Annotated in this window: 19 protein-coding genes; all 19 read left to right on the forward strand. The window is 61.8% G+C overall.

Annotated elements, in window-relative coordinates; translation table 11 throughout:
- The first annotated feature begins 8 nt into the window (after nucleotides 1-8).
- The 19 genes from ACAty_RS00150 to ACAty_RS00240 all read left to right on the forward strand — a co-directional run bounded on the left by ACAty_RS00150 (nucleotide 9) and on the right by ACAty_RS00240 (nucleotide 23,678).
- Nucleotides 9-548, forward strand: coding sequence for a F0F1 ATP synthase subunit delta (locus tag ACAty_RS00150; protein ID WP_004869712.1), 540 nt, complete (start codon nucleotides 9-11; stop codon nucleotides 546-548).
- A 16-nt stretch (nucleotides 549-564) separates the two neighbouring features.
- Nucleotides 565-2,109, forward strand: coding sequence for a F0F1 ATP synthase subunit alpha (gene atpA, locus ACAty_RS00155; protein ID WP_004869716.1), 1,545 nt, complete (start codon nucleotides 565-567; stop codon nucleotides 2,107-2,109).
- 9 nt (nucleotides 2,110-2,118) lie between these two features.
- The gene (atpG, locus tag ACAty_RS00160; protein ID WP_004869718.1) at nucleotides 2,119-2,985 is read left to right on the forward strand and encodes a F0F1 ATP synthase subunit gamma; all 867 of its coding nucleotides are present in this window, start codon (nucleotides 2,119-2,121) and stop codon (nucleotides 2,983-2,985) included.
- A 30-nt stretch (nucleotides 2,986-3,015) separates the two neighbouring features.
- Nucleotides 3,016-4,425, forward strand: coding sequence for a F0F1 ATP synthase subunit beta (atpD, locus tag ACAty_RS00165; RefSeq protein ID WP_004869719.1), 1,410 nt, complete (start codon nucleotides 3,016-3,018; stop codon nucleotides 4,423-4,425).
- 12 nt (nucleotides 4,426-4,437) lie between these two features.
- Nucleotides 4,438-4,857: a F0F1 ATP synthase subunit epsilon gene (locus tag ACAty_RS00170; protein WP_226047577.1), complete on the forward strand. Its 420-nt coding sequence runs from the start codon at nucleotides 4,438-4,440 to the stop codon at nucleotides 4,855-4,857.
- A 168-nt stretch (nucleotides 4,858-5,025) separates the two neighbouring features.
- Nucleotides 5,026-6,402, forward strand: a complete 1,377-nt coding sequence (gene glmU / locus ACAty_RS00175; RefSeq protein ID WP_004869727.1) for a bifunctional UDP-N-acetylglucosamine diphosphorylase/glucosamine-1-phosphate N-acetyltransferase GlmU — start codon at nucleotides 5,026-5,028, stop codon at nucleotides 6,400-6,402.
- Nucleotides 6,403-6,422: 20 nt separating this feature from the next.
- Nucleotides 6,423-8,258, forward strand: a complete 1,836-nt coding sequence (gene glmS / locus ACAty_RS00180; RefSeq protein ID WP_004869729.1) for a glutamine--fructose-6-phosphate transaminase (isomerizing) — start codon at nucleotides 6,423-6,425, stop codon at nucleotides 8,256-8,258.
- 464 nt (nucleotides 8,259-8,722) lie between these two features.
- Complete coding sequence (locus ACAty_RS00185; RefSeq protein ID WP_226823202.1) at nucleotides 8,723-11,476, forward strand: bifunctional glycoside hydrolase 114/ polysaccharide deacetylase family protein; 2,754 nt, start codon at nucleotides 8,723-8,725, stop codon at nucleotides 11,474-11,476.
- Nucleotides 11,460-12,308, forward strand: a complete 849-nt coding sequence (locus tag ACAty_RS00190) for a hypothetical protein (protein WP_004869739.1) — start codon at nucleotides 11,460-11,462, stop codon at nucleotides 12,306-12,308. Before ACAty_RS00185 ends, ACAty_RS00190 begins: the two co-directional genes overlap by 17 nt.
- Nucleotides 12,305-13,957: a tetratricopeptide repeat protein gene (locus ACAty_RS00195; protein WP_038471333.1), complete on the forward strand. Its 1,653-nt coding sequence runs from the start codon at nucleotides 12,305-12,307 to the stop codon at nucleotides 13,955-13,957. The genes ACAty_RS00190 and ACAty_RS00195 overlap by 4 nt, the downstream gene beginning before the upstream one ends.
- Nucleotides 13,954-15,471, forward strand: coding sequence for a hypothetical protein (locus ACAty_RS00200; RefSeq protein ID WP_070114078.1), 1,518 nt, complete (start codon nucleotides 13,954-13,956; stop codon nucleotides 15,469-15,471). Before ACAty_RS00195 ends, ACAty_RS00200 begins: the two co-directional genes overlap by 4 nt.
- A 17-nt stretch (nucleotides 15,472-15,488) precedes the next feature.
- Nucleotides 15,489-16,025 (forward strand): hypothetical protein, encoded by a 537-nt coding sequence (locus ACAty_RS00205; RefSeq protein ID WP_004869745.1) that lies wholly within the window; start codon nucleotides 15,489-15,491, stop codon nucleotides 16,023-16,025.
- A gap of 2 nt (nucleotides 16,026-16,027) precedes the next feature.
- Nucleotides 16,028-17,311, forward strand: a complete 1,284-nt coding sequence (locus ACAty_RS00210) for a PelD GGDEF domain-containing protein (protein WP_004869747.1) — start codon at nucleotides 16,028-16,030, stop codon at nucleotides 17,309-17,311.
- Nucleotides 17,308-18,216, forward strand: coding sequence for a hypothetical protein (locus ACAty_RS00215; protein WP_226824484.1), 909 nt, complete (start codon nucleotides 17,308-17,310; stop codon nucleotides 18,214-18,216). Before ACAty_RS00210 ends, ACAty_RS00215 begins: the two co-directional genes overlap by 4 nt.
- A complete protein-coding gene (gene pelF, locus ACAty_RS00220; protein ID WP_004869749.1) occupies nucleotides 18,213-19,706 on the forward strand; it encodes a GT4 family glycosyltransferase PelF in 1,494 nt (497 codons plus the stop codon). Before ACAty_RS00215 ends, pelF begins: the two co-directional genes overlap by 4 nt.
- A gap of 2 nt (nucleotides 19,707-19,708) precedes the next feature.
- On the forward strand, nucleotides 19,709-21,079 hold the full coding sequence (gene pelG, locus ACAty_RS00225; protein WP_004869750.1) for an exopolysaccharide Pel transporter PelG: 1,371 nt from the start codon (nucleotides 19,709-19,711) through the stop codon (nucleotides 21,077-21,079).
- Between the two features lie 8 nt (nucleotides 21,080-21,087).
- Nucleotides 21,088-22,035 carry an NAD-dependent epimerase/dehydratase family protein gene (locus tag ACAty_RS00230; RefSeq protein ID WP_004869751.1) on the forward strand — a complete coding sequence of 316 codons (948 nt, stop codon included), beginning with the start codon at nucleotides 21,088-21,090 and terminating at the stop codon, nucleotides 22,033-22,035.
- A gap of 177 nt (nucleotides 22,036-22,212) precedes the next feature.
- A complete protein-coding gene (locus tag ACAty_RS00235; protein WP_004869755.1) occupies nucleotides 22,213-22,956 on the forward strand; it encodes a 2OG-Fe(II) oxygenase in 744 nt (247 codons plus the stop codon).
- Between the two features lie 20 nt (nucleotides 22,957-22,976).
- Entirely contained in the window at nucleotides 22,977-23,678 is a 702-nt protein-coding gene (locus ACAty_RS00240) for an SIMPL domain-containing protein (protein ID WP_004869756.1), read from the forward strand.
- Nucleotides 23,679-23,765 lie beyond the last annotated feature (87 nt).

A 23,765-nucleotide genomic window follows, 5' to 3' on the forward strand; every position in this document is an offset into this window, starting at 1 on the left:
CCGGACCTATGGCGGATTTGATCACAATAGCGAGGCCTTACGCCGACGCAATATTCTCCGTAGCCAAGGCCAACCACCAGGAAACGGTGTGGGCGGAGGCTCTGAGCGCCCTCTCAGCCTGGCTTGCGGACCCACAGGCGCGCGCCTTTCTCCAGGATCCAGAGCGGTCCGAAGAGGACAAGGTGCAGTTCCTGTCCTCCATACCCGTGGAAGTGGACGCACAGGCCTGGCGGCGATTCATCACCCTGCTCGTGGAGAACGATCGCTGGTCTGCAGCCGCTGAAATCGCCGCACACTTCCGGGCGGCCCTGCTCGCCGATCAGCGCCGGATAGAAGTGGTTGCGCGTTCGGCGATACCGCTGACCGACGACCAGAAAACGGCGGTGCGCGCTGCGCTGCGGCGCCGTTATCCGGATCGCGAGATAGAGCTGCGGGAAGAGGTCGACGAGGATATTCTTGGCGGCCTCATCCTGCAGGCGGGCGACCTCAGCATCGACGCATCCGTTCGTGGTCAGCTGGAGCAGCTGACCCAGACCCTTCGCAATTAAGACTTGAGGAACTGGCATGCAACAACTGAATCCATCGGAAATCAGTGAACTGATCCGCGAGCGGATAGCGGGTTTCCAGGGGCGGGTGGAAACGCGCTCACAGGGAACCATCATCAGCCTGGGCGACGGTATTCTCCGTATCCACGGTCTGGAAGACGTTATGTACGGCGAGATGCTGGAATTGCCCGGCGGCAAGTATGCCCTCGCCCTCAACCTCGAGCAGGATAACGTCGGTGCGGTGGTACTCGGCGAGTTTTCGGGCCTCGAGGAAGGAGACGTCGTCAAGTGCACCGGTAAGGTGATGCAGGTTCCCATCGGCAAGGCGCTGCTCGGCCGTGTGGTGAACACCCTGGGGCAACCGGTGGACGGTAAGGGCCCCGTCGACACGCAAGAATTCGATATCCTCGAGAAGATCGCCCCGGGTGTGGTGGAACGGCAGAGCGTGGACGTTCCCATGCAGACGGGCATCAAGGCCATCGACGCCATGGTACCGGTAGGCCGCGGTCAGCGTGAGTTGATCATCGGCGACCGGCAGACGGGTAAGACCGCGGTTGCCGTGGACGCCATCATCAACCAGAAAGGTAAGGACGTCTACTGTATCTACGTGGCCGTCGGTCAGAAAGCCTCGACGGTGGCCGCGGTGGTGCGCAAGCTGGAAGAGTACGGTGCCATGGAGTACACCACCGTGGTGGCTGCCAATGCCTCGGAGTCCGCGGCCATGCAGTATTTGGCGCCGTACGCCGGCTGCACCATGGGTGAGTATTTCCGCGACCGGGGCATGGACGCCCTCATCGTCTACGACGATCTGACCAAGCAGGCCTGGGCTTACCGGCAGATCTCCCTGCTGCTGCGCCGTCCGCCGGGCCGCGAAGCCTATCCCGGTGATGTGTTCTACCTGCATTCCCGCTTGCTGGAGCGTGCTTCCCGCGTCAATGCCGACTATGTGGAGTCTTTCACCAAAGGCGCCGTGAAGGGCAAGACGGGGTCGCTGACGGCATTGCCCATCATCGAGACCCAGGCAGGTGACGTTTCGGCCTTCGTGCCCACTAATGTGATCTCCATTACCGACGGGCAGATCTACCTCGAATCCGACCTGTTCAACTCCGGTATCCGCCCTGCCATCAATGCGGGCCTATCGGTGTCGCGCGTGGGCGGTGCGGCCCAGACCAAGATCATCAAGAAGCTGGGCGGCAATATTCGCCTGGATCTTGCCCAGTATCGGGAATTGGCGGCCTTCGCTCAGTTCGCATCGGATCTCGATGAGATCACGCGCAAGCAGATCGAGCGCGGGAAGCGGGTGACGGAGCTACTCAAGCAGGACCAGTACGCCCCCATGTCGGTGGCGGAGCAGGCGGTTTCCCTCTTTACGGCCAGCAGCGGCGCCCTGGACGATGTCGAGGTGAACAAGGTGCGGCCCTTCGAGAAGGCCCTGCTCTCCTATCTGCACTCCAGTCACCAGGATCTTCTCGACGCACTCGAGGCGAAGAAAGAACTGACGGATGAGCTGAAGCAGCAGCTGGACGCGGCGGTAAAGCAGTTCAAATCCACGTCGACCTACTAGGAGTTCTGCATGGCTAAGGCCAAGGAAATCAACGCGCAGATCAAAAGCGTCAAAAACACGCGGAAGATCACGCGGGCCATGGAGATGGTGGCGGCCAGTAAGATGCGGCGGGCTCAGGAGCGGATGCGTGCGGCCCGCCCCTATGCGGAGAAGATCCGTGAGGTGCTCGGGCATCTTGCCCAGGCTCACCCCGAGTATCGTCACCCCTTCCTGGAGGAACGGGAGGTCAAACGTGCCGGTTTTCTCGTGGTGACCACGGATCGAGGCCTTTGCGGCGCGCTCAACGTCAACGTTCTGCGTAAGGTCGTCGACAAGATGCACGAGCTGCACCAGAAAGGCATCGAGGCGGACGTCGGTGTCTATGGCAGCAAGGGTATTGCTTTCATGCGCCGCCATGGTGCTCACCTGGTGGCCGAGCTGAATGGCCTGGGTGATCGGCCCAACCTTGCCGACATGATCGGCCCCATCCGTGCCATGGCCGACGCCTTCCGTCGCGGTGAGGTGGATGTCGTCTACTTGGTATCGTCGCGCTTCATCAACACCATGGTGCAACGCCCGGCCCTGGAGCAGCTGCTGCCCGCGGCCAGACCGGAACCGACGGAAGCGCAGAAAAAGGAGCAGTGGGATTACATCTACGAGCCGGAGGCGCGTCCCGTTCTGGATCGCTTGTTGGAGCGTTACGTGGAATCGGTGGTGTACCAGGCGGTCATTGAACACCTGGCCTGCGAGCAGAGTGCGCGCATGGTAGCCATGAAAAATGCCTCGGACAATGCCAAGCGGATGGTGTCGGATCTGCAACTGGCCTACAACAAAGCGCGTCAGGCGGCCATCACCCAGGAAATTGCCGAAATCAGCGCCGGTGCGGCGGCGGTCTAGAGTCTTTGATTTACTATTGAGGGTTAGAGCATGAGCGAAGCGCAAGCAGCAGAAAAGGCGGTAGGTCACATCGTCCAAGTCATCGGACCGGTGATCGACATCGCCTTTCCGCGAGGCGAGGTTCCGGAAATTATGGAGGCCGTGGTCGTCGAGGATCGCCAACTGACGATCGAGATTCAGACCCAGCTGGGTGACGGTGTAGCCCGCGGTATCGCCATGGGTGCGAGCGAAGGTCTCAAGCGTGGCCTCAAGGTCCGGCGTACGGGAGCGGCCATCAGTGTGCCCGTTGGGCACGGTACCCTGGGACGCATCATGAACGTCCTGGGTGATCCAGTGGATGGCAAGGGCGAGGTCCAGTGCGACCAGCGTACCCCCATCCATCGTGCGGCACCGGCCTTTGACGAGTTGGCGGCCAGCACCGAGATACTGGAAACGGGCGTCAAGGTCATCGACCTCGTCTGCCCCTTCGCCAAAGGCGGTAAGGTGGGGCTCTTCGGCGGCGCCGGTGTGGGCAAGACCGTGCTGATGATGGAGCTTATTCGCAACATCGCCATCGAGCACACCGGTTACTCCGTATTTGCCGGTATCGGTGAGCGTACCCGCGAGGGCAACGATTTCTATCACGAAATGACCGAATCCAAGGTTCTGGATAAGGTCGCCCTGTGCTATGGGCAGATGAACGAGCCGCCGGGTAACCGCTTGCGGGTGGGGCTCACCGGTCTGACCATGGCGGAGCATTTCCGCGACGAGGGTCGTGACATCCTGATGTTCATCGACAACATCTTCCGTTACACCCTGGCCGGTACGGAGGTGTCCGCCTTGCTGGGACGTATGCCCTCGGCCGTGGGCTATCAGCCAACCCTCGCGGAGGAAATGGGTAAGCTGCAGGAGCGTATTACCTCCACCAAGGTGGGATCCATCACCTCGGTACAGGCCGTGTACGTGCCGGCGGACGATATTACCGATCCCTCCCCGGCCACTACCTTCGCGCACCTCGACGCAACGGTAGTGCTGTCGCGTCAGATCGCCGAGCTTGGCATCTACCCGGCGCTGGACCCTCTGGATTCCTTCAGTCGCCAGCTCGATCCACAGATCGTTGGGCAGGAGCACTACGATGTGGCCCGTGCCTGTCAGAAAACCCTGCAGCGCTACAAGGAACTCCAGGACATCATTGCCATTCTGGGTATGGATGAGCTCTCGGCGGACGACAAGGTGCTCGTGGCTCGGGCGCGGAAGATTCAACGTTTCCTGTCGCAGCCCTTCTTCGTCGCCGAGGTCTTCACCGGCGCACCGGGAACCTACGTCTCCCTGAAGGAAACGATCCGCGGCTTCAAGGCCATCGTCAACGGTGAATACGACCACCTTCCCGAACAGGCGTTCTATATGGTCGGGACCATCGACGAGGCTATCGCCAAAGCCCAGAAGCTGCAGCAGGGATAAGGCGGTATGGCCATGACCATCGATGTCCAGGTTGTGAGTGCCGAGGGCAGCATCTACGAGGGTGCCGCCGACATGGTGGTGGCTCCCGGCGAGATGGGCGAGCTCGGTATCCTGCCCATGCACGCGCCGCTGCTCACTGGGCTGCGGCCTGGGGAGCTGCGTATTAAGCATGGCGATGAGACCGAGTATCTCTTCGTCAACGGCGGTATTCTGGAAATTCAGCCGCACCTTGTCACCGTGCTGGCCGATTCGGCCGAGCGTGCCACCGACATCGACGAAGCCAAGGCCAAGGCCGCCAAGGAGGCGGCGGAAGCACGGCTGAGCCAGCAGCTGGATGGCATGGATTATGCGGCAGCACAGGCTGAGCTTCTGGAACAAATCGCGCGTCTCAAGACGGTCCAGAAGCTGCGGGAACAGGGTCTCTTGCGCTGAGCCAAGGGGCTCACCGCCCGACGCTAAGGGACCGGTTACCTGCATCCATTGCCATCGGGAAACCTCAGGTTTTGGCATCGCGCCTGCCTGGGGTTTTTTGTCTTGGCCTTCCATGTCGAGGCAGCAATTTTTGAAAAAGCCAAAAGCGCGTAGGGGAGGTGGGATTCCGTGATCACCGATGTCGTCATCCTAGCCGCGGGCAAAGGCACGCGGATGCGCTCCGCCTTGCCCAAGGTCTTACAGGACCTGGCTGGTCGCCCTCTGCTGGAGCACGTGCTGGAGAGCGCCCAGGCCCTTTCCGAGCTGCGCGAGCTTCATGTGGTACTTGGCCATGGAGCCGAGGCCGTTCGGGCCCGCTTCGAGGGCTGGAACCTCCACTGGTGGTTACAGGAAGGCCAGCGCGGCACGGGCGATGCCGTGGCCGCCGCCGCCGCGGGTTTTGCCGACGCCCAGCGTGTCTTGGTGCTCTATGGGGATGTTCCTCTGCTGCAAACTGAGACCTTGCAGGCGTTTCTGGACACTACGCCAGGTGACCAACTGGGCATATTGACCGGTGTCCTTGCGGATCCTCGGGGCTACGGCCGGATGCTTAGGGATTCTGCCGATGCCATCGTGGGCATCCGCGAGGATCGGGACTGTCGCGATGAGCGCGAGCGTGCCATCGTTGAGGTCAATCTCGGGGTGATGATCCTGCCCGTCGCGCCGCTGATGTCTTGGTTGGCGCGGCTGCAGCCCCACAATGCCCAGGGAGAAATCTACCTCACCGACGTCGTCGCTCTGGCCGTGGCGGACGGCGTCGAGGTTCGCGCCTTTGGCCTTGTCGATCCCAGTGAGGCGGCCGGCGTCAACGATCCCATCCAGCTCGAGGCCGTCGAGCGCCTTTATCAAAAGCGCCAACTGCAGCGTCTGATGCTGGCGGGATTACGGGTGCGCGACGCCAGTCGCGTCGATATCCGGGGTGCCTTTCGCTGCGGGACCGATTGCATACTGGATGTCAACGTCATCTGCGAGGGAAGGGTGCAGCTGGGTAACCGGGTGCGTGTCGGCGCCGGGGTCTTGCTCAAGGATGTTTCCGTGGACGACGATGTGGAGATCCTGCCCTATTCCGTCATTGATGGTGCGAACCTGGGTCCGGGGGCGCGCATTGGGCCCTTCGCCCGGATCCGTCCCCACAGCGTCGTGGGTGCCGGGGCGCACATCGGCAATTTCGTAGAGGTGAAGGCGGTGGAGCTCGGTGCCGGCAGCAAGGCCAATCATCTCAGCTACCTGGGGGATGCGCGCATTGGCGCTGGCGTCAACGTGGGTGCCGGCGTGATCACCTGCAATTACGACGGCGCCAACAAGCACCGCACGGAAATCGGTGACGCGGTGTTCATCGGCTCCGATAGCCAGCTCATCGCGCCGTTGCGGGTCGGTAGCGGTGCGACCATTGGCGCGGGCAGCACCATCACCCGTGACGTACCCGAGGGTGGCTTGAGCCTCAGTCGTAGCCCACAGCGATACGTCGCCCATTGGCAGCGGCCCGTCAAGAAAGCGAAGGATTAGACAAGGAGCCAGACCAGACCATGTGTGGAATCGTCGGTGGCGTAGCGGATGGCGATGTGTTGCCCCATATTCTCGAGGGATTGCGCCGTCTGGAATACCGCGGCTACGACTCCGCGGGGGTTGCGCTCGTCTCAGCGGCGGGCGGTATCGTGCGTCGGCGCAGCGTCGGCAGAGTCGCCGAGCTCAGCGCCCTCATCGCCCGCGACGCTCTCGCGGGCAGCATAGGTATCGGCCACACCCGTTGGGCGACCCACGGCGGAGTCGTCGAGCACAATGCCCATCCGCTCCTCTCGGGGGAGGACATTGCCGTCGTCCACAATGGCATCATTGAGAATTTCGCCGAGTTACGCCAGGAACTTCAGGCGCAAGGTTATGTCTTCAGCTCGGAAACGGACACCGAGGTCATCGCCCATCTGGTCCATCGCGAGCGATCCCGCCAGCCCGATCTGCTGAGCGCCTGTCGGGCCGCCATGGGTCAACTGCGCGGGGCCTTTGCGATCGCTGTACTGAGTCGTAGCGATCCCGATCGTCTTTGCGTCGCTCGTATGGGCTGCCCGCTCTTGCTGGGACTGGCCGAGAGTGGCCAGTATTTTGCGTCCGATGTCGCTGCACTCCTGCCGGTGACCCGGCGAGTCGTGTATCTTGAGGACGGTGATCTGGCCGAAGTCACGCGCAGCGGTATTCGTATCGAGGATGCCCGTGGTCAGGTGGTCGCGCGCCAGGAACACTGGAGCCAGTTGAGCCCCGCAGCCATCGATCTTGGCCCGTATCGTCACTTCATGCAGAAAGAGATCCACGAGCAACCTCGGGCCATAGCCGACACCCTGGAGGGCGCCTTGCAGGGTCCCTTCTCTTTGCAGGATCTCTGGGGGCAGGATGCACGTGAACGCCTGGCGCACGTGGAGCGTGTACTTTTTCTGGCCTCGGGTACTAGCCACTACGCGAGCCTGGTGGGGCGTCAGTGGGTCGAGACCATCGCCGGCATACCTGCCCATGCCGAGCTCGGGCACGAGTATCGCTATCGCGACTCCATTCCCAACCCAAACCAGCTCATCGTCACCTTGTCGCAGTCCGGCGAGACCCTCGATACCTGGGAAGCGCTGCGCCGGGCCAAGGATCTCGGGCACGAGGAGACTTTGTCCATCTGCAATGTGGCGGAAAGTGCCATCCCCCGGGCCTCGGCCCTACGCTTCATTACCCGGGCTGGGCCGGAAATCGGGGTCGCCTCCACCAAGGCCTTTACCACTCAGCTGGTGGCCCTCTACCTCCTGGCATTGTCTTTGGCCATTCTGCGCGGTCGCCTGGATGATGTGAGCCTCGCGCAGCACCTGGAGCACCTGCGCGAGTTGCCGGGTGGGGTGCAGCAGGCCCTCAACCTCGAACCGCAGATCCAGTTGTGGGCGCAGCGCTTTGCCGACAAGGATCACGCCCTTTTCCTGGGGCGCGGCCTGCATTACCCCATAGCTCTAGAAGGCGCCCTGAAGCTCAAGGAGATCTCCTACATCCATGCCGAAGCCTATCCTGCCGGTGAGCTGAAACACGGGCCCCTGGCTCTGGTGGATCAGCACATGCCGGTGGTGGTCATCGCGCCCAACGATCGCCTTCTGGAGAAGCTGGCCGCCAATATGCAGGAGGTGCGGGCGCGGGGAGGAGAGCTCTACGTCTTCGCCGATCTCGACAGCCATTTCGAGGCGGCGGCAGGTATCCACGTCATTCGACTGCCTCGCCACGCTGGACTGTTGTCGCCCGTTCTGCACGCGATCCCGGTACAGTTGCTCGCCTATCACGCGGCCTTGGTAAAAGGTACGGATGTCGATCGTCCCCGTAATCTTGCCAAAGCCGTGACGGTGGAGTGAGGCGCGGCTCATCTCCGGTTCTGGTGATAATGGATAAAAAGAGGTGATCTTTAGCTGTGGTCCTTTTGGGGTGGTAATATTTTGGGACACTCAGCAATAAGGTCTCCTTTTGCGGTGGTGTGAAGCCACCGTCGCCGAATATTTGTACCAGCGCGGCGCCATTCCGTACATAATCACTCTAACCAATTGTCTGGAAATGCATTTCATCGCGAATAACCCTCTGCAGCAGGTGATTCCTTCGAAGATGACAGACCAATAAAAGCGGCGCCGATCCGCCCCTGCGCCAAATGTGCACGGTCTGAAGCCCTGGTGGTCGACTTCCTCCTCATCGGATACTGCAGACCTTCATCGGCCCGTCCTTGCCCTGGCTCAAGACTGTGGGCATCATGAAACCATGTGGTCGGCTTACGCGTAGCAGGAGGGTATGTCGCACCTCTGCTCGCATGGATCGGACATCTGAGGAGATGCTATTGCAGCGAACACGGTGGTTGCGTTTTCTGACTTTCATGGTCCTGGCTGTCTGGGCGGGTCTCTCTTGGGCTGCGCCTGAGGATAGCCTGCCCAGTGTTGGGCTCTATTATGGTTCAGGACCGGCTCCCGCCGCCTTTCGCGATTTTCACTGGCTCGTCGTCAATCCGGGTGCAGAGCGCCTGCCCAGCGCCTTTCCGGGGCAGCAGGTCTTTGCCTACGTCAGTGTGGGCGAGACGGTTCCCGGCGACGCTCGCTACGCCCAATTGCCCCAAGATTGTGTTTTGGGCACGAACAGGAGCTGGGGAGGAAAGATCATCGATCTGGCCAAGTCGAGTTGCCGGGGCTACGTGCTGCACCAGGTGGTCGATCCTATCTGGGCCCAAGGGTATCGGGGATTTTTTCTGGATACCCTCGACTCCTACGAGTCCGTGACCAAAGGTGCCGCCCGCCACGCCCAAGAAGAGGGCCTGGTGGATCTGATCAAAGCCCTGAAAACGGCGCATCCCGAAGCCAAACTCATCGCCAATCGTGGCTTCTCAGTACTCCCTGAGATCCATGGGGATCTGGTCGCGGTCCTGGCGGAATCCCTGTACCGAGGCTGGGATCAGGCTGAACATCGTTACACGGAAGTCCCGGAGAGCGAGCGTAGGGCTCTGCTGCGGGAATTGCACAAGGCCCAGGGCTTTGGCCTGCCCGTCGTCATTGTCGACTACATGCCGCCGGCGATGAACCGTTCCGGCTGGTGGGAGGATGCCCAGCGGATTCGTGCCGACGGCTTCATTCCCTACGTCAGTAACCCCGAGCTCACGGCCGTTGGCGCCGGACTGCGGGAGCCCATGCCGCGCAAGGTACTGGTGCTTTACAACAGCACCCAACCGGAAGAATACAGCACGCCCTTTGCCAACGGCGCCATGCCTTTGGAATATCTGGGATATATCCCAGAATTTCGGCGGTTGTCCCAGGGAGTGCCGCCGCCCGTTCCGGGGGAGTATGCCGGAGTCATCTTCTGGAGCGATGGTGATCCGGTGGACGACGTTCCGGCGCTTTCGCACTGGATTCGTGAGGCCCGCGCCCAGGGGATTCCCATCCTGCTGTTGGGAGATTTTCAGAACGATCTGGATGCCAAGACCTTTGCCGCGTTGGGGATGATCGCGCCTCGCTCGGTGGATGCGACTTCGGTTGAGCTCATCCATGCCGCAGCGGAGATGCAGTACGAGATGTCCATCACGCCCGATGCTCGGGACTTCCTTGCGGCACAGGCCCCCTCGGAGAGTCGGGTCTGGCTGCAACTACAGGCGGCCCATGGCGACCGGGAGGATGCCGCAGCCATAACCCCCTGGGGCGGATACGTCTTGAGCCCCTACCTCTTGACGACACTGCCCAACAAGGACACGCGCTGGTTGGTCGATCCCTTCGCCCTGTATCGGCAGGCCTTTCGCCTACCCAAGATGCCGGTGCCCGATACCACCACCGAGAGTGGTCGGCGCCTCTTCATGGCGCACACGGATGGTGACGGATTCGTCAGCCGTGCCGACTTCCCTCCCTACCATATTGCGGGCCAGGTCTACATGGATCGGATCCTGAAAAAGTACCGATTGCCCTTTACGGGTTCCGTCATCGTTGGCGACCTTCTGCCAGGGGATCGTGGCCTCTATCCCGCCCTTGCGCCGCTGGGTACCCAGGTGGCGCGGGAGCTGTTCCGGTTGCCCTATGTGGAAATCGGCTCGCACATGTGGTCCCATCCCTTTAACTGGCCGGCCATCGAAGCCGGTAAGGATTATCCCGGTATCAACTTGCCCGTGCCCGGTTATACGTTCAGCCCGTATATGGAGGCGGTGGGCGCTGCCAAGTGGATCGACAAACATCTGGCGCCGCCCGGAAAGCAGGTGGTGATCGATCAGTGGTCTGGCGACTGCGAACCCGATGCGCAGGTGGTGGGACTCGCCTACGGCGCCGGCCTGGAAAACATCAATGGCGGCACCAGCTACATCAGCAAGAAAAATCCCAGCATCACTGCCGTACCGCCCATCGGCATCTTTCGCGGGAAATGGCTGCAGGTTTTTGCCCCGGACGCCAATGAGGATTATTTCACCAATCAGTGGCATGGCCCCTACTGGGGTTACATCGACGTCATCCAGACCTTCGAGATGACGGACAAGCCGCACCGGCTCAAACCCATCGATATCTACACGCACTGGTACACGGCGACCAAGTTGGCTTCGCTGTCGGCACTGGAACGGGTCTACGACTGGGTACTGAAGCAGTCCATCACGCCCGTCTATGTGGCGGACTATGCCAAGATCGCCAACAACTTCTTCACCATCCACATAGCTCGTCAGGGAGATGGGTTCTGGATCGGTGGCGCCAAGGTCTTGCAGGAGTTGCGTATGCCCAAGGATCTGGGCTACCCCAATCTTCTGCAAAGTCAGGGGATTGCTGGATACCATGCCACCCCCAACGGGCGCTGGTATGTGCACATGGATGGCCGGGACTCCACGTACCTCGCGCTACAGTCGACGCCGCCTCAGCCACCCTACATTGCCAGCGCCAACGCGGCCATTGCCGATTATCGACAGGATGCCAGGGGCTTCTCTGCTGAGCTGGATGGCACGGTACCGGTGACGCTACGGCTGGGCAATGCCCAGGCCTGCCGTGCACGCATCAATGGCAAGCCGGCTGCCATCGGGGACTCTGGCGAAATCCGCAGCGACGCCGAGCATGTCCGTATCGATGTCCACTGCTCCTGAGCGGGACGGGGAAGCGCGTGCGCATCTCCTGCGCCCGGCAAGTCTGGCGGTATTCGCCATACTGGTTTGCGCCGTGGTATTTGCGGTGGCCTGGCAGTACGGATGGCGCGGTGGCCTGTCCTTCTACGACTCCGCGGGAGATGCCCAGGCGCAACTGCAAGGTGCGGAACTGATGCTGCAAAGCGGCCAGTATGCCGCTGCCCTGAGGCAGATTGCTCCTATCTTGGCAAACAGCCAGAACCCGCGGTATCGCCAGGCCCGTCTTCTGCAATGGCAGATTGCGCGAACGCAGGCCTTGGCCATCCCGCCCCAATCGCCTCAACGTCGCCGGGCGCTCTCCCATCTGGTGCCCATCCTGGACGGTTTGCTCCGGCTGGGGGGCTGGACGCCGGCGCAGTGGCGCTCCCTGGCGCGGGACGCCGCTGCAGTGGGGGCCTACAGGCTGAGCGCGCGCTTCTGGACGGCGGCTGCCGCGACCGATCCAGGGTCTGCGCAGGAGGACCAGCGGCAGGCGGCTCGCGCTCTCGTGGCAGGGGGCGACCCCGCAGCGGGGGGGCAGATATTGTTGAACCTGGCCGCCGTGTCTGCGGACCCTGCGCAGCAAAGGTCCCTGTTTCTGCAGGGCGGAGCGTGGCTGGAGGGTGGGGCTGGTGCCGCCCTTGCCCTGACCCGTTGTGAGGCGATTCTCGCCCGCAAGCCATTACTTTGGCAGGATCGTACCATCGTCCTCTTCATGGCCCGGCTTGCCCTGGCCGCGGGCAAGCCCGATCTGGCTGCCCGGTGGCTGCACCGCGAACTGTTGCGGTCCGGCGGCGAGGAATCGTCGCGGTGAGGTCCGGAATCTTCGTGCTCTGCTGTCTGTGTCTGCCCATCCTGGCCCAGGCACGGACCGTTACTGCCCCCGCAGATTGGTGGAAGGTGCCCGGGAGTCTCGCCTCCGACGATGCGCAGTGGCGTGCAAAGTATCTGCGCCAAAAGGAGGTTGCCAACGCCTTTGCTGCGGATTTGGAGCAAAGCCAGAAAACCGGTAAGGGTATGCGTTATCTGGATCAGGGCGGCGAGTCCCCTTCCTGGTATGCCCCGCCTTTGGTCGTACAACCTTATCCCGGGCCTTACGCTTCCCGGCTCTACGATTTAGCCTGGAGTGCCTTTCTCCAGAGTCATCGGCTGCACGAGGCCTATCGCCTGGCCTACACCGCAGTGCAGTTGCGCCCGGAGGATCGGCAATGGCGCCAGCGCCTCATCCAGGTCGCTCTGTGGCTCGGGCAACGGGAGCAGGCTTTGACGCAGTGGACCTGGCTTGCCCAGCACGGGGACGCGGCCGCCACACAGCAAGCCGTCACCCTGGCCGTGAGTCTGTCGCGGCCGGACCTTGTGGTGCAGCTCTTGAGCCCTGCGGCGCGCGCCGGCACCCTCAGCGACGCCGACTGGAAATCCCTGATCTTTGCCTATGGGGAGCTGGGAGAGCCGGACAGAGCACTGCGCATCATCGACACTGCGCTACGGCGCGGTGGACCGCGCCGCTACCTGCTGGAGCAGAAGGCCTATCTGAGCTACCAGCTCGGCGAGCTCCACCAAAGCTTATCGGCCTTGCAGCGTAGCGCCCAGATCTACGGCACCACCGTTCACATTGCCGTGGAGGAGGCACGCCTGCTCTCCATGCGCGGGGACTACCGCCTTGCCTTTCAGGCGCTGAAGCGTGCACGTACCGCGGCGACTCTGGACGATGTGCCTTTCTGGCAGCTCTATGCCCTCCTGGCCTGGGAGATACACGACGATTCCGCCGCCTTCGCTGCCGAGAAAACCCTCTATTTGCTGGGCGCGGCCAGTAAGTATGATCTGCAACGACTGGTCCTTCTCAGTGGAAAAGAGAGCCCCGAGGCGGCCATGCACGTCGCCGAAGAGGGCTGGCGACGCTACCACCTGCCCTTGTTCTATTTCGAGGCGCTTTACTACGCCGGCGCCGCGCAACAATGGCAAACGCTCGGTGGCTTGTTGAACCAGGTTCCCGCCAACGACCCCGATGGCATCCGTAACTATCCGGCCTACTGGATGGCCATGGGGCAGTGGGCCAGTGCCGAGGGCAACTTCGATGCTGCGGGGCGAGCCTACGCCGAGGTCTTGCATCTCAACCCCGAGGACGAGCTGGCCCAGGTCAACCTCCTGTGGATGCTCATCGATCACGACCGGGTGGCTACCCTGCGCGCGCTCTTGGTCGGGGACGCCCTGCATCCTGCTCCGGGACTGCGGGATGCCGTCGCCAATGCCCTGGAACGCATGGGACGAAGCCGCTCGGCACTCTATCTGAATCTTGCTCCGGACCGGAGGGCGCGCGATGGTTCGCCCCGAGCTTTGCTCCAGCAGGCTGGCCTGTGGGCAGAGAGCGGCAGCTCGGGGATCGCCTGGTCGCAGCGGCAACAGGCAGCCCGGCTCAGTCTCGAAGCGCTGGAGCGCGGTGGTACGGGGGTAGTGCAGCCGTGAACGCGCGTGACTATGGCTATGTCTTGATATCTGGATTGGGCGCCCTGTGGTACACCCCTGGGGCATTGGCGGCGGAGCCAGCGGCCGATGCCGCGGTAACGACGCCTTTTCGATCCCCGGTGACGATACCTTCTGCACCGTCCGAGGACGAAGCGCGCGCCGACAGCTCCCCAGTGGATGCTACGGGCGCCTTTTCCAGCGATCCCCTGCGCACTCTGGCCGAAAGCTTGTCTGCATCGCCCAGTCTCGGTGATGCCACCCGGCGGATACTCCTGGCTGAAGCTCGGCGAGGTGACTATCTCCCGGCCATCTCCTGGGCTTTGGGCCAGAGTTACTGGGGGCTCGCCCAGTTGCTCATCCAGAACAACCCCAAGCCCACTCCCGACTGGGCAAAGCTGAGCCTTGCCTTGCATCGTTACGATGGGCCGGAAATGGCGAGGCTACTGCAACATCCAGAGCGCCTGCCGGCGCGCGATCGTCTCCAGGCACAGATGGATCTGGGGCGCTATGGGCAGGCACGAAAGGATGCCCTCGCGGCCATGGAGACGGATCCCTACGATTGGCGACTGCGTCGGGAATACCTGCAGGCGGTGCGTAAGAGCGCGAGTTACGTGGATCTCGCGGGTATCTGGCAGAGCTTCAACGGCCTCAGTCAGTATGGTCCGCGACTGCGCGGCCGCCTGGCCTTGGGCGATGCCTGGGGGATCGAGCTCGACGCCGATGCCTTGCGCGAGGCGACCTCCCAAGCTGCGGGATTGCAGCGTCTGCCGGGCTGGAGTGAGCGCGCAGCCCTCGGACTCTATTGGCAAGCACCGGACTGGGAGATCCAGACCCTGGTGGGCAGTTACGAGGGCATGCGCAACCATCTGACCCTCGATCTCAAGGCCCGTTGGCAGATGTCTGCTGGCCGCGTGCTCTCGGGTACCGTGGAATACCATGGGCGCAGCCAGCAGAGCCCAGCGCTGGCCGTGGCGGGAATGGCGAGTGGCATACGCTTGCAGCTGATGCAGCAGGTGGGCGCCTGGACCGCGGGATTGGGCGCTGGCTGGCGGCAGTATCGGGGTCAGGACGGAGTCGACCTGGGCTCGGATCTCTTTGCTGGAGCCTCCCTGCTGTGGCGCCACGGCCTCGGTCCCTGGGAGCTCGAGGCCGGGCCCTTTGTCGACTATCACGATCTAAATCGACGAGGGCAAGTGCAGGGGCTGGTCGCCCAGACCCTGATTCCCTCAGCACGCACCATCGATTCCGTTCTGCCCGGAAGCTACGGGGATGTGGGTTTGCGCCTGCAGTGGGGCCAGTGGGAGCGCGCCATCGACAGCAACTGGACGCCGTATCTCGCGCTCAGCGTCTACGACAACACCCGCTTTGGAATGCAGTATCAGCTGGATGCCGGAGTGAGTACTCCCGTTTTTGGGCCCGACCGTCTGCGCATCGGCTTTTCCCAGGGGCAGGGCGGTAATGGTCTGGCCATCAGCGAGCGCATCTTCAAGATGGCCTATCGCGTATATTTTTGAGCAAAGGAGGACGGGCGATGAACTGGCGCTGGGTATTGGCTTCTGTGGGACTTTTGGCACTGCTGTCGGGCTGTGCCGGCATGGACCTGCGTACGGCAAAACCGCTGCCGAAGGCGCAGGATGTGGCTTGGGCGGTCCTGCCCTTTGCCAATAACACCGAAACACCCATGGCCAATGCCCGCGCTGCTGCCTTGGCCGCTGGCATCCTGCAGAGCGAAGGGCAGCGTGTGGTGGGCAGCCTCCCCGTCAGCACGCGCACGCAAGACCTGCTCGGCGGCGACTGGAAAAAGGAATACGCCGAGGCCTTGACGGCGGCCAGAAGCGATGGCGCTCGTTATGCCTTGGCGGGAAGTGTGGACGAGTGGACCTACCGAGCGGGCATCAATGCCGAACCGGAAGTGGCTATGACCCTCTGGGTGGTGGATGTTGCCAAGGATCGCGTGGTCTGGAGTGGGGTCGGGAGTGCTCACGGTGGTAGCCTTGGACGGAGCGGCACCGGCGGCGTGGCCCAGCGTCTGATGCAGCGGCTCCTGGATCGTGCTTTGAACCGCTGAGCATGCGTCTGCTGACATCCATCCCCCGCTGGCGGGAGGGCTGGCTGGAGGCAATCCTCCTACCTGCCCTGGTCCTCGTCCTCACGCACTTCCTGGCCCCCCAGGATCCGTTGCTGTTGCAGCAGCCTTTCCCTTGGCTCATCCTGGTGCCATTGCTCATCGCCCTGCGTTACGAGTTCCTGCCTGGCGCTGTCGCCGCGCTGATCCTCGCTGCGGTCACCTGGTGGCATCCCTATCCCAGCACCACCTTGCTTCCCGACGCTGCCGGAACGCTCCTGGTGACGCTCATCGCCGCCGAGTATGCCGCGTATTGGTCGCGGCGCGAGGTGGACCGGGCCCTGCAGGAAAAAATTACCGCTACTCGCTTACGGCAGTTGGCGGACGATCTGTACGTCACCCGGACCTCTCTGGACCGGCTAGAACAAAGTCTCGTGTATCAGCCGGTGTCCATACGCAGTGCTCTGGAGGAATTGCGCCAAGACCTGCGTCGGGGAAAAGGCGAGATGGACGCCCCCCTGCTGGAGAAGATGCTGTACTTCCTGAACCAGCTGGCCGGGGTGCAAGTGGCGTCCTGGTATCGCTGGGAGGCGGGGGCCGCTGAGCCTCGCCGCCTGGCAAGCTTTGGTCCGGTGGCAGAATGGGATGGTGGCGATCCTGTCGCCCGGGCGGCGCTCGCCGAGGGGCGCAGTCAGCAGCTGGCCGACCTGCAAGTGGAGCGCATTCAGCGGTATTTGAGTGTGCACCTCAACGGTGAGCCGGGTCAGGATCGTCATATGCTCTGCATTGAGGACATGACCTTTTTCGCCATTACCTTCGAGAGTATCCAGATTATCGAGGTTTTCTTTCAGTATCTTTGTCACTATCGGGATGGCTGTGTCCATGCTCAGGAACTGCTATCCCGCTGGCCAGACTGCCCCGTGGATTTCGCTGTGGATTTTTTGCAGCTGCGTCGCCTGGCAGGGATCGTCCCCCAGCCTGGAGTCTGTCAGAGCTTTGTTTTTCGCGCCGGCAGGGAAGCCCGGGAGATCGCGGACAAGATCCAGAAACTGCGCCGCGGACTGGATGTCTTTTGGGTACACGAGGATGGCGAATATCTGCGTGTGCTGACCTTGTTACCCTTTGCCGGTACCACCGCTGCCGAGGGACAGAGGGCGCGGGTGGAGGCAGAGTTACAGAGGTGTTGCGCCGGGCTTTGGCAGAGCGCCTTTCTGGGCGCGGACTTCATGCGCATCGATGCACGTCCAGCGGCGGAGCAGCTGGCCCATTGGCTGGGATCGCGCCCTTGATACGCTGGCTTCTGCTCGATACGGCGCTTTCGCTAATGGCGACGATCGTGGCCAGTTACGTGGTGCCCGTGACTCGGCCCAAGGGTCGGCGTCTGGCGGTGCTCCTCTTTGCCCTGTTGTGTCTCGTCCTACCCTACGTCGGTGCGGTCTTGACCTTGGTCTACGCCGTCGCCCTGCGCTCCGTTGTGCACCGTACTGGCGAAGCCGAGGTAGAGCCCATCCGCCTGCCGCCGCCCGCTCGGGATTTTCGTTTGCGCTCCATCAACCTGACCCCGGGAGCCATTGCCGCCCGTATGCGTGGCTCCCGGGATCCGCAGCAACGGGTAGAGGCGCTATCTCAAGTCATGGGTTCCCGTTTTGCCGACGAGATCCGCTTGCTGCGTAACGCACTGCGTGACGAAGCCGAGGAGGTACGTCTGCTGGCCTACGCTGCGCTGGATCGGCGAGAACAGGAAAACACCGATATGCTCATCGATCTGCAGCGGCGCATTGCCGGATCCGCGGACGAAGCCCGGGTCGGGAGGCTCCAAGAGTATCTGGCCTGGCTGCGCTGGAACATCGATCATTCCGTTTCTCAGGAGATAGCTGAACCCGTGGTGCGTCTCGACGATGTTCGTGGGCCGGCCCCCACGGTGGGCGCCCAAACGCCGGCCGCGGAGCCGCCTTTCTTGCAGGGTCTCCGTGCCCTGGAGCACGGTGAGGCGAACCTGGCCCTTGCCCACTTCGCGTCTGCGCGCGGCCAGGGCATCGCCGCCGCTGTCCTCGCCCCCCATGAGGCCGCTGCACACTTTCTTCGCCGTGATCTTGGGGCTTTGCGGGAACTCTACCGCAAGCACCCGGAACTTTCCGTTTCTCCCCGTTATGGTCCTTCCCACCGATTCTGGCAGGGAGCAGAGCGCGGATGAGAGATAAAACGGCGGAATCCACCGATATCCTATTGCTACTCGAGGGGACCTTTCCCTACGTCCGCGGCGGGGTTTCGTCCTGGGTCAAGCGGATCATCGAGGGTTTTCCCAAGCGACGTTTCGGGATCATTTTCCTGGGTAGCGCAAAATCCGATTACCGTCTTGGCGAGGCTTACGCTCTACCCGACAATGTCGATTATTTTGCCGAATATTTTCTTTACGATGCATCGGCAAGCCACGCCAAAGCGTCTTCAGCTATGGGGCGGATCGATGTGGATGGCATCGACGGCGCGCATCGCCAGATGAGGTCCTGCCTGCGTGGAGAGGCCTTTCCCATGGAGGATATGGATCTCGCGGAAAACTTTGGCGTCAGTCCGGAGGCGTTTTTCCATGCACCGGCCATCTGGGACTACTTTTTGCAGCGCTATGCAGAGATTCCAGATCAACCCCCTTTTGTGGATTATTTTTGGACCATACGCGGAATGCATGGACCGCTGTGGATTTTGCAGAGGGCCGTGCAAGCTGCGCCGCGGGCAAAACTCCTGCTGTCTCCCTCCACGGGTTACGCTGGTTTTCTGGGCGCCCTGCTGTCTAGCCGACAGGATCGACCCCTCCTTATTTCCGAGCACGGAATCTATACCAAGGAAAGGCGCATCGATCTGATGCTTGCGCGCTGGATTCACGAGGACGACGAGTTCCTCCGTCGACCTGGACAGATTCACTATTTGCGCCAGCTCTGGATCCATTTTTTTGAGTTTCTCGGGCGCCTGGCGTATCAGCAGGCATGGCGCATTCTGAATCTGTACGAAGGGGTGATTCCTCTACAACTGGCGGGGGGCGCGCCACCAGAAAAGCTGCTCACCATACCCAATGGGATTGACGTGGAACGTTTCGTCGCTGCCCGGCGTCCTTTTCTTCAGCGCGAAGACGTGGTAGCGCTCATCGGTCGCGTCGTTCCCATAAAGGATATCAAGACCTTTATCCGGGCTGCGGCGATCCTGCACGCTCGCGGCCGCAATACCGTGTTCTGGATCGTCGGGCCAACGGAAGAGGACGAGGAGTATTACGCCGAGTGTCGGGTGTTGGTAGAACACCTCGGTCTGCAGGATCGTGTCCAGTTTCTGGGTTTTCGCTCGGTATCCGAGGTGTTGATGACCGTCCGCTTGACGGTTCTGAGTTCCATCAGCGAGGGATTGCCCCTGTCGGTGCTCGAGAGTGTTGCCGCTGGGGTGCCCGTCGTTGCCACCGACGTCGGCTCGTGTCGGGAACTGGTTTATGGCGCCCAACCCACGGTCGAGGAACCGGCGGGGATCATCGTTCCCATCGCCGATCCCGCCGCACTTGCCGGGGCTATGATCGCCTTACTGGACAGCGAGGAGCGTTGGAATCTTTGTAGCCACAACGCCGTTATCCGGGTTGAGAGGCATTACCGGGAAGAGCAGATGTTTGCGCGTTACGGCGACCTCTTCGATCAGGTCATGACGGAGTAGCTATGGCTGGGATCGGTTTTGAATTACGGCGTATTCTCCGGCGCGGAAGTTATCTAGCGATGATGGAGGCCTATGGGTATGCCGGCGTGGTATCGTCGGGCCCGTGGCTGTTGTCCATATTCGGTATCCTATTGCTGGGATTTCTGGCAATCGGCGATCATACTGCGCGTGCGTCGGTCATCCAGTTCCAGGTTTCCGTGACTTATCTGATTGCGGTTTCCCTGATACTCACCGGTCCCTTGCAGCTCCTCTTCACGCGCTACATTGCGGATATGCTCTTTGCGCGACAGACGCGATCGGTCGTGACGGTCCTGCTCACCATGCTGATCACGGCACTCGTTCCCGGCACCATCTTTGCGGTGGCTGCGCTACTGCTTTTCTTCAGGGCAACGCCATGGCTTTACCAGGTGCTCATGGCCATGGCATTTATCGAGCTTTGTGGTGTTTGGGTTTTGACGATCATGGGCACCAGCCTCAAGGATTACAAGGCCCTGGTTAGCTGGTATCTGTTCGCCTACGCAACGGTGGTCGCCCTGGGCCTGTTTCTGGGGCGGCGCTTTGGTCTGGACGGCTACATGCTGGCATTCGTACTCGGTCAGGGGATCTTACTCCTGGGTCTTGGGACACTGGTGATCCGCCAGTTCCCGGGCTTCGTGCAGTGGCCCGAGCACCGCGGCCTCCGCTGGTACTGGTCCCTCGCCCTGGTGGGCACCGCTTTCAATTTGGCTGTTTGGACGGATAAATTCTGGTTCTGGTTTTCTCCGGCAACCAGTGCTGCGATCATCGGTCCGCTGCGGGCTTCGCCCATCTACGATGTTCCGATTTTTCTTAGTTATCTTTTGATCGTGCCAGGTCTCGCGGTGTTCCTCTTTCGCCTGGAAACGGATTTTGTGGAGGCCTACGATGCATACAATCGGGCCATCATCGACGGTGGCACCTACGAAGAACTGAAGAGTGCCAAGTTGCGCATGCTGCTTGCGACGCGTTCCGGTCTTGGGGACATCGCCAAGGTCCAGGGAGTCACGGTGCTGTTGGCTTTTGCTTTCACCCAGCCCCTCCTTGCGCTTTTGGGTTACTCCAGCAGCTACGCCCGCATTTTTCAATTTGACGTCATCGGTGTAAGTCTGCAGCTTTTGTTGATGAGTCTTCTGAATGTCTATTTTTATCTGGATCTGCGTGGTCGTAGCGTCCTGCTGACGCTCACTTTTCTCTTGGGCAACGTTATCTTCACCGGGATGACCCTCTGGGCCGGGCCGTTCTTTTATGGCTTGGGCTTTCTGGCATCACTTTTTGTGGCGGATCTGCTCGGGCTCTATTTTTTATCCCGGGATCTGGAAAGAATCGATTATTTGACTTTCATGCGTGCTCAGTGAGGATCCATGTGAAAGACCAGCATAAAAGTATTCTGGTGATCGGAGGCGCTGGTTTCATCGGCTCTCATACCGTCGACCTGCTTTTGCAGGAGGGTCATCGCGTACGGGTGCTGGATAATTTCTCCAGCGGGCGAAAAGAAAATTTGCCATGGGAGCATCCGCATCTGGAAATCGTTTCTGGAGACCTGGAGGATGGCGTGTTGCTGGAACGGGCTTTTGACCAGGCACAAGCCGTCCTCCACTTGGCGGCACAGGTGTCCGTGCAGCGAAGCCTGGAGGATCCGCTTGGCTCTTGCCGGCAGAATATCCTGAACTTCGTGCGCGTGCTGGAGCAGGCGCGTCGACATGGCACACGCGTGGTATACGCCTCGTCGGCTGCCGTTTATGGGGATCCGGAGGTTTTGCCTGTGGACGAGCAGGCCCCTGTTCGCCCGGTATCTCCCTACGGTCTGGAAAAATACAGCAACGAACTCTACGCAGAACTCTACGGGCGGATACATGGCCTCTCGCATCTGGGTCTGCGCTATTTCAATGTGTATGGTCCGCGGCAAGATCCGGGCTCTCCGTATAGTGGGGTCATTTCCCGCTTTGTGGATCAGATCCGTAAGGGGCAGGCCCTGACGGTACGCGGGGATGGTCTCCAGGGGCGGGATTTCATCCACGTCGCCGACGTAGCACGAGCCAATCTGGCTGCCTTGTTCGCCTCTCTGTGTGGCGTGGTCAATATTGCTGGCGGGCAAGTAACGACCGTCCGGCGGCTGGCCGAGCTCATCATTGAACTCCACGGAGGCAAAGGATCGATTGAGGGCGTTCCACCCCTCCCCGGTGACATTCGCCATTCCCGGTCAGATATTGGCCGCATGCAACAGTTCCTGATCGCGCCGGGAATCCCCCTGGATCAAGGTCTGCAGGATTTGCTGGATGGGGGTATGAGTCGCGCACGCAGCGTCGGATAGCGCTGTCTTGGGCGCCTTGCTCTGGTTCTCGACATTCCACCCAATGCCAGGGATTTACGCCCTGGCGATACGCGCGGGCTTTCCATGCGGCCCGCTTGTACGGCCGTCCGGCCGTTTCCGGGCCGTGCCGGACTGGGTTATGCTTCGGTGTAGACAATCCTGTATAGCGGGCGCGCAATGGAATACATCGATTCGGCGGTGATGGAGGCGCTACTGGCGAATGGCGAGGCGTTTCGGCAGAAGCGGCCTTATCCCTATGCCAGTATCCAGGGATTTCTGAGGGAAGACGCCTTTGCCACGCTCTGCCGCGAGTCACCCAGTCCCGAGGATATGCAGCAGGAAAAGCGGCGCCGTGCGCACGGTCAGCAGACGCACGAGCGTCTCAGTTTGCAGGTGGTGCCAGCCGTGGAAGATCGATTGTCCAGCCATTGGCGGAACTTTTTGGCGGAGTTGCGCAGTCCGGCCTACCTCGATTTCTGGCGGCAGATGCTGGGGCTGTCGCGACGCAGCCCAGTGCTTTTGAGCATGCACTGGCACTATGCGCCGGCAGGGGCGTCGGTATCACCGCACACCGATGCGCGGCGCAAACTGGGCTCACACATCTTTTACCTCAATACCCCGGCGGACTGGCAGGAAGACTGGGGCGGCCAAACCCTGGTGTTGGACGACGGGGGACGCTTTCCGCGGCATTCGGCGCCCGGGTACGAGGATCTCGAACTGGTAGCTGCCTCGACGGTGCTGGGTAACCGTAGCTTTCTGTTCGCCCAGACCGACCATTCGTGGCACGCGGTGCGCGAACTGCGCAACCCCCCGGGTCATTTGCGCAAGGTGTTCATCGTGGTGGCCAACCGCCTGTCCTTTCAGGTCCTCTCTCGGCGTTTGCGGGGGAAGGATCCGGACGGTTTCCGGCTGCGCGGATGATTTTGAGGGAGGAGCCCATCGTGTCCAGCCATCGTCGCAGTGCTGTCTTTGCTGGTCTCATTGCGGGCCTGTGCTTGCTGCCCCCCGCCGCCGGTGCCGATGTCGCCAGCGATGCGAACCGCACCCGCATCGAGCTTTCGACGACCGAGGACTACGTCGTTCCCGCTACCCAACTGAGGGCGGAACTGGCGGCCAGCGCGGAGCGTGACGATCCGGCGCGCGCGGCAGCCGCGGTCAATGCATCCTTGCAGTGGGCCAGTGGCATTCTCGCCAAAGATCCGGCCGTGCACTGGCAGAATGCGGGGTATCAGAGTCTCCGCGTGGAAGTGGACAAACGTCCTCTCTGGCGGGTTACCGGGAGTCTGCAGCTGGAGGCGGCTCCCGCGCTTCTGGGCCCATTGTTGGCCCACTTGCAGGCCCGCTTGCAGATCGTGTCGACGCAGTTCGTTGCCCGTGCCGCCGATCACGAGGAGGCCGAGCGGCGGGCCGCCGCCAAGGCTCTGCACACCTGGCGGGAGCGCGCCCGCGAGGCCTGCACGGCACTGGGTCTGCGTTGGGGCGGCATCGAGTCCGTGCGCCTCAGTGATCGTTGGCAGGATAACGAACCGCGTCCGTTGGTGTTCGCGGCCGCCCGCGCCGGTAACCCGCCCGCAATTCCCCTGGGCGAGGGGCGCAAATCCCGTCAGGTGGAGGTCGCCGGCAGCGCTTGGTGTCACCCATGATCTGCGCGGCGCCAGACGGCCATTTGGCGTATTTTCGACTAAATGGTAGTCGGTACCGGTCTGCACGTCCGCGCCGGGTTCAAAGGA

Origin of the sequence: Acidithiobacillus caldus ATCC 51756, from assembly GCF_000175575.2 — a bacterium.
Classification (GTDB): domain Bacteria; phylum Pseudomonadota; class Gammaproteobacteria; order Acidithiobacillales; family Acidithiobacillaceae; genus Acidithiobacillus_A; species Acidithiobacillus_A caldus.

What these genes read in the sequence shown, in the direction of transcription:
- ACAty_RS00150 (WP_004869712.1), top strand. Translation starts at nt 9, where the DNA reads ATGGCGGATTTGATCACAATAGCGAGGCCTTACGCCGACGCAATATTC.
- atpA (WP_004869716.1), top strand. Translation starts at nt 565, where the DNA reads ATGCAACAACTGAATCCATCGGAAATCAGTGAACTGATCCGCGAGCGG.
- atpG (WP_004869718.1), top strand. Translation starts at nt 2,119, where the DNA reads ATGGCTAAGGCCAAGGAAATCAACGCGCAGATCAAAAGCGTCAAAAAC.
- atpD (WP_004869719.1), top strand. Translation starts at nt 3,016, where the DNA reads ATGAGCGAAGCGCAAGCAGCAGAAAAGGCGGTAGGTCACATCGTCCAA.
- ACAty_RS00170 (WP_226047577.1), top strand. Translation starts at nt 4,438, where the DNA reads ATGACCATCGATGTCCAGGTTGTGAGTGCCGAGGGCAGCATCTACGAG.
- glmS (WP_004869729.1), top strand. Translation starts at nt 6,423, where the DNA reads ATGTGTGGAATCGTCGGTGGCGTAGCGGATGGCGATGTGTTGCCCCAT.
- ACAty_RS00185 (WP_226823202.1), top strand. Translation starts at nt 8,723, where the DNA reads ATGCTATTGCAGCGAACACGGTGGTTGCGTTTTCTGACTTTCATGGTC.
- ACAty_RS00190 (WP_004869739.1), top strand. Translation starts at nt 11,460, where the DNA reads ATGTCCACTGCTCCTGAGCGGGACGGGGAAGCGCGTGCGCATCTCCTG.
- ACAty_RS00205 (WP_004869745.1), top strand. Translation starts at nt 15,489, where the DNA reads ATGAACTGGCGCTGGGTATTGGCTTCTGTGGGACTTTTGGCACTGCTG.
- ACAty_RS00210 (WP_004869747.1), top strand. Translation starts at nt 16,028, where the DNA reads ATGCGTCTGCTGACATCCATCCCCCGCTGGCGGGAGGGCTGGCTGGAG.
- pelF (WP_004869749.1), top strand. Translation starts at nt 18,213, where the DNA reads ATGAGAGATAAAACGGCGGAATCCACCGATATCCTATTGCTACTCGAG.
- pelG (WP_004869750.1), top strand. Translation starts at nt 19,709, where the DNA reads ATGGCTGGGATCGGTTTTGAATTACGGCGTATTCTCCGGCGCGGAAGT.
- ACAty_RS00235 (WP_004869755.1), top strand. Translation starts at nt 22,213, where the DNA reads ATGGAATACATCGATTCGGCGGTGATGGAGGCGCTACTGGCGAATGGC.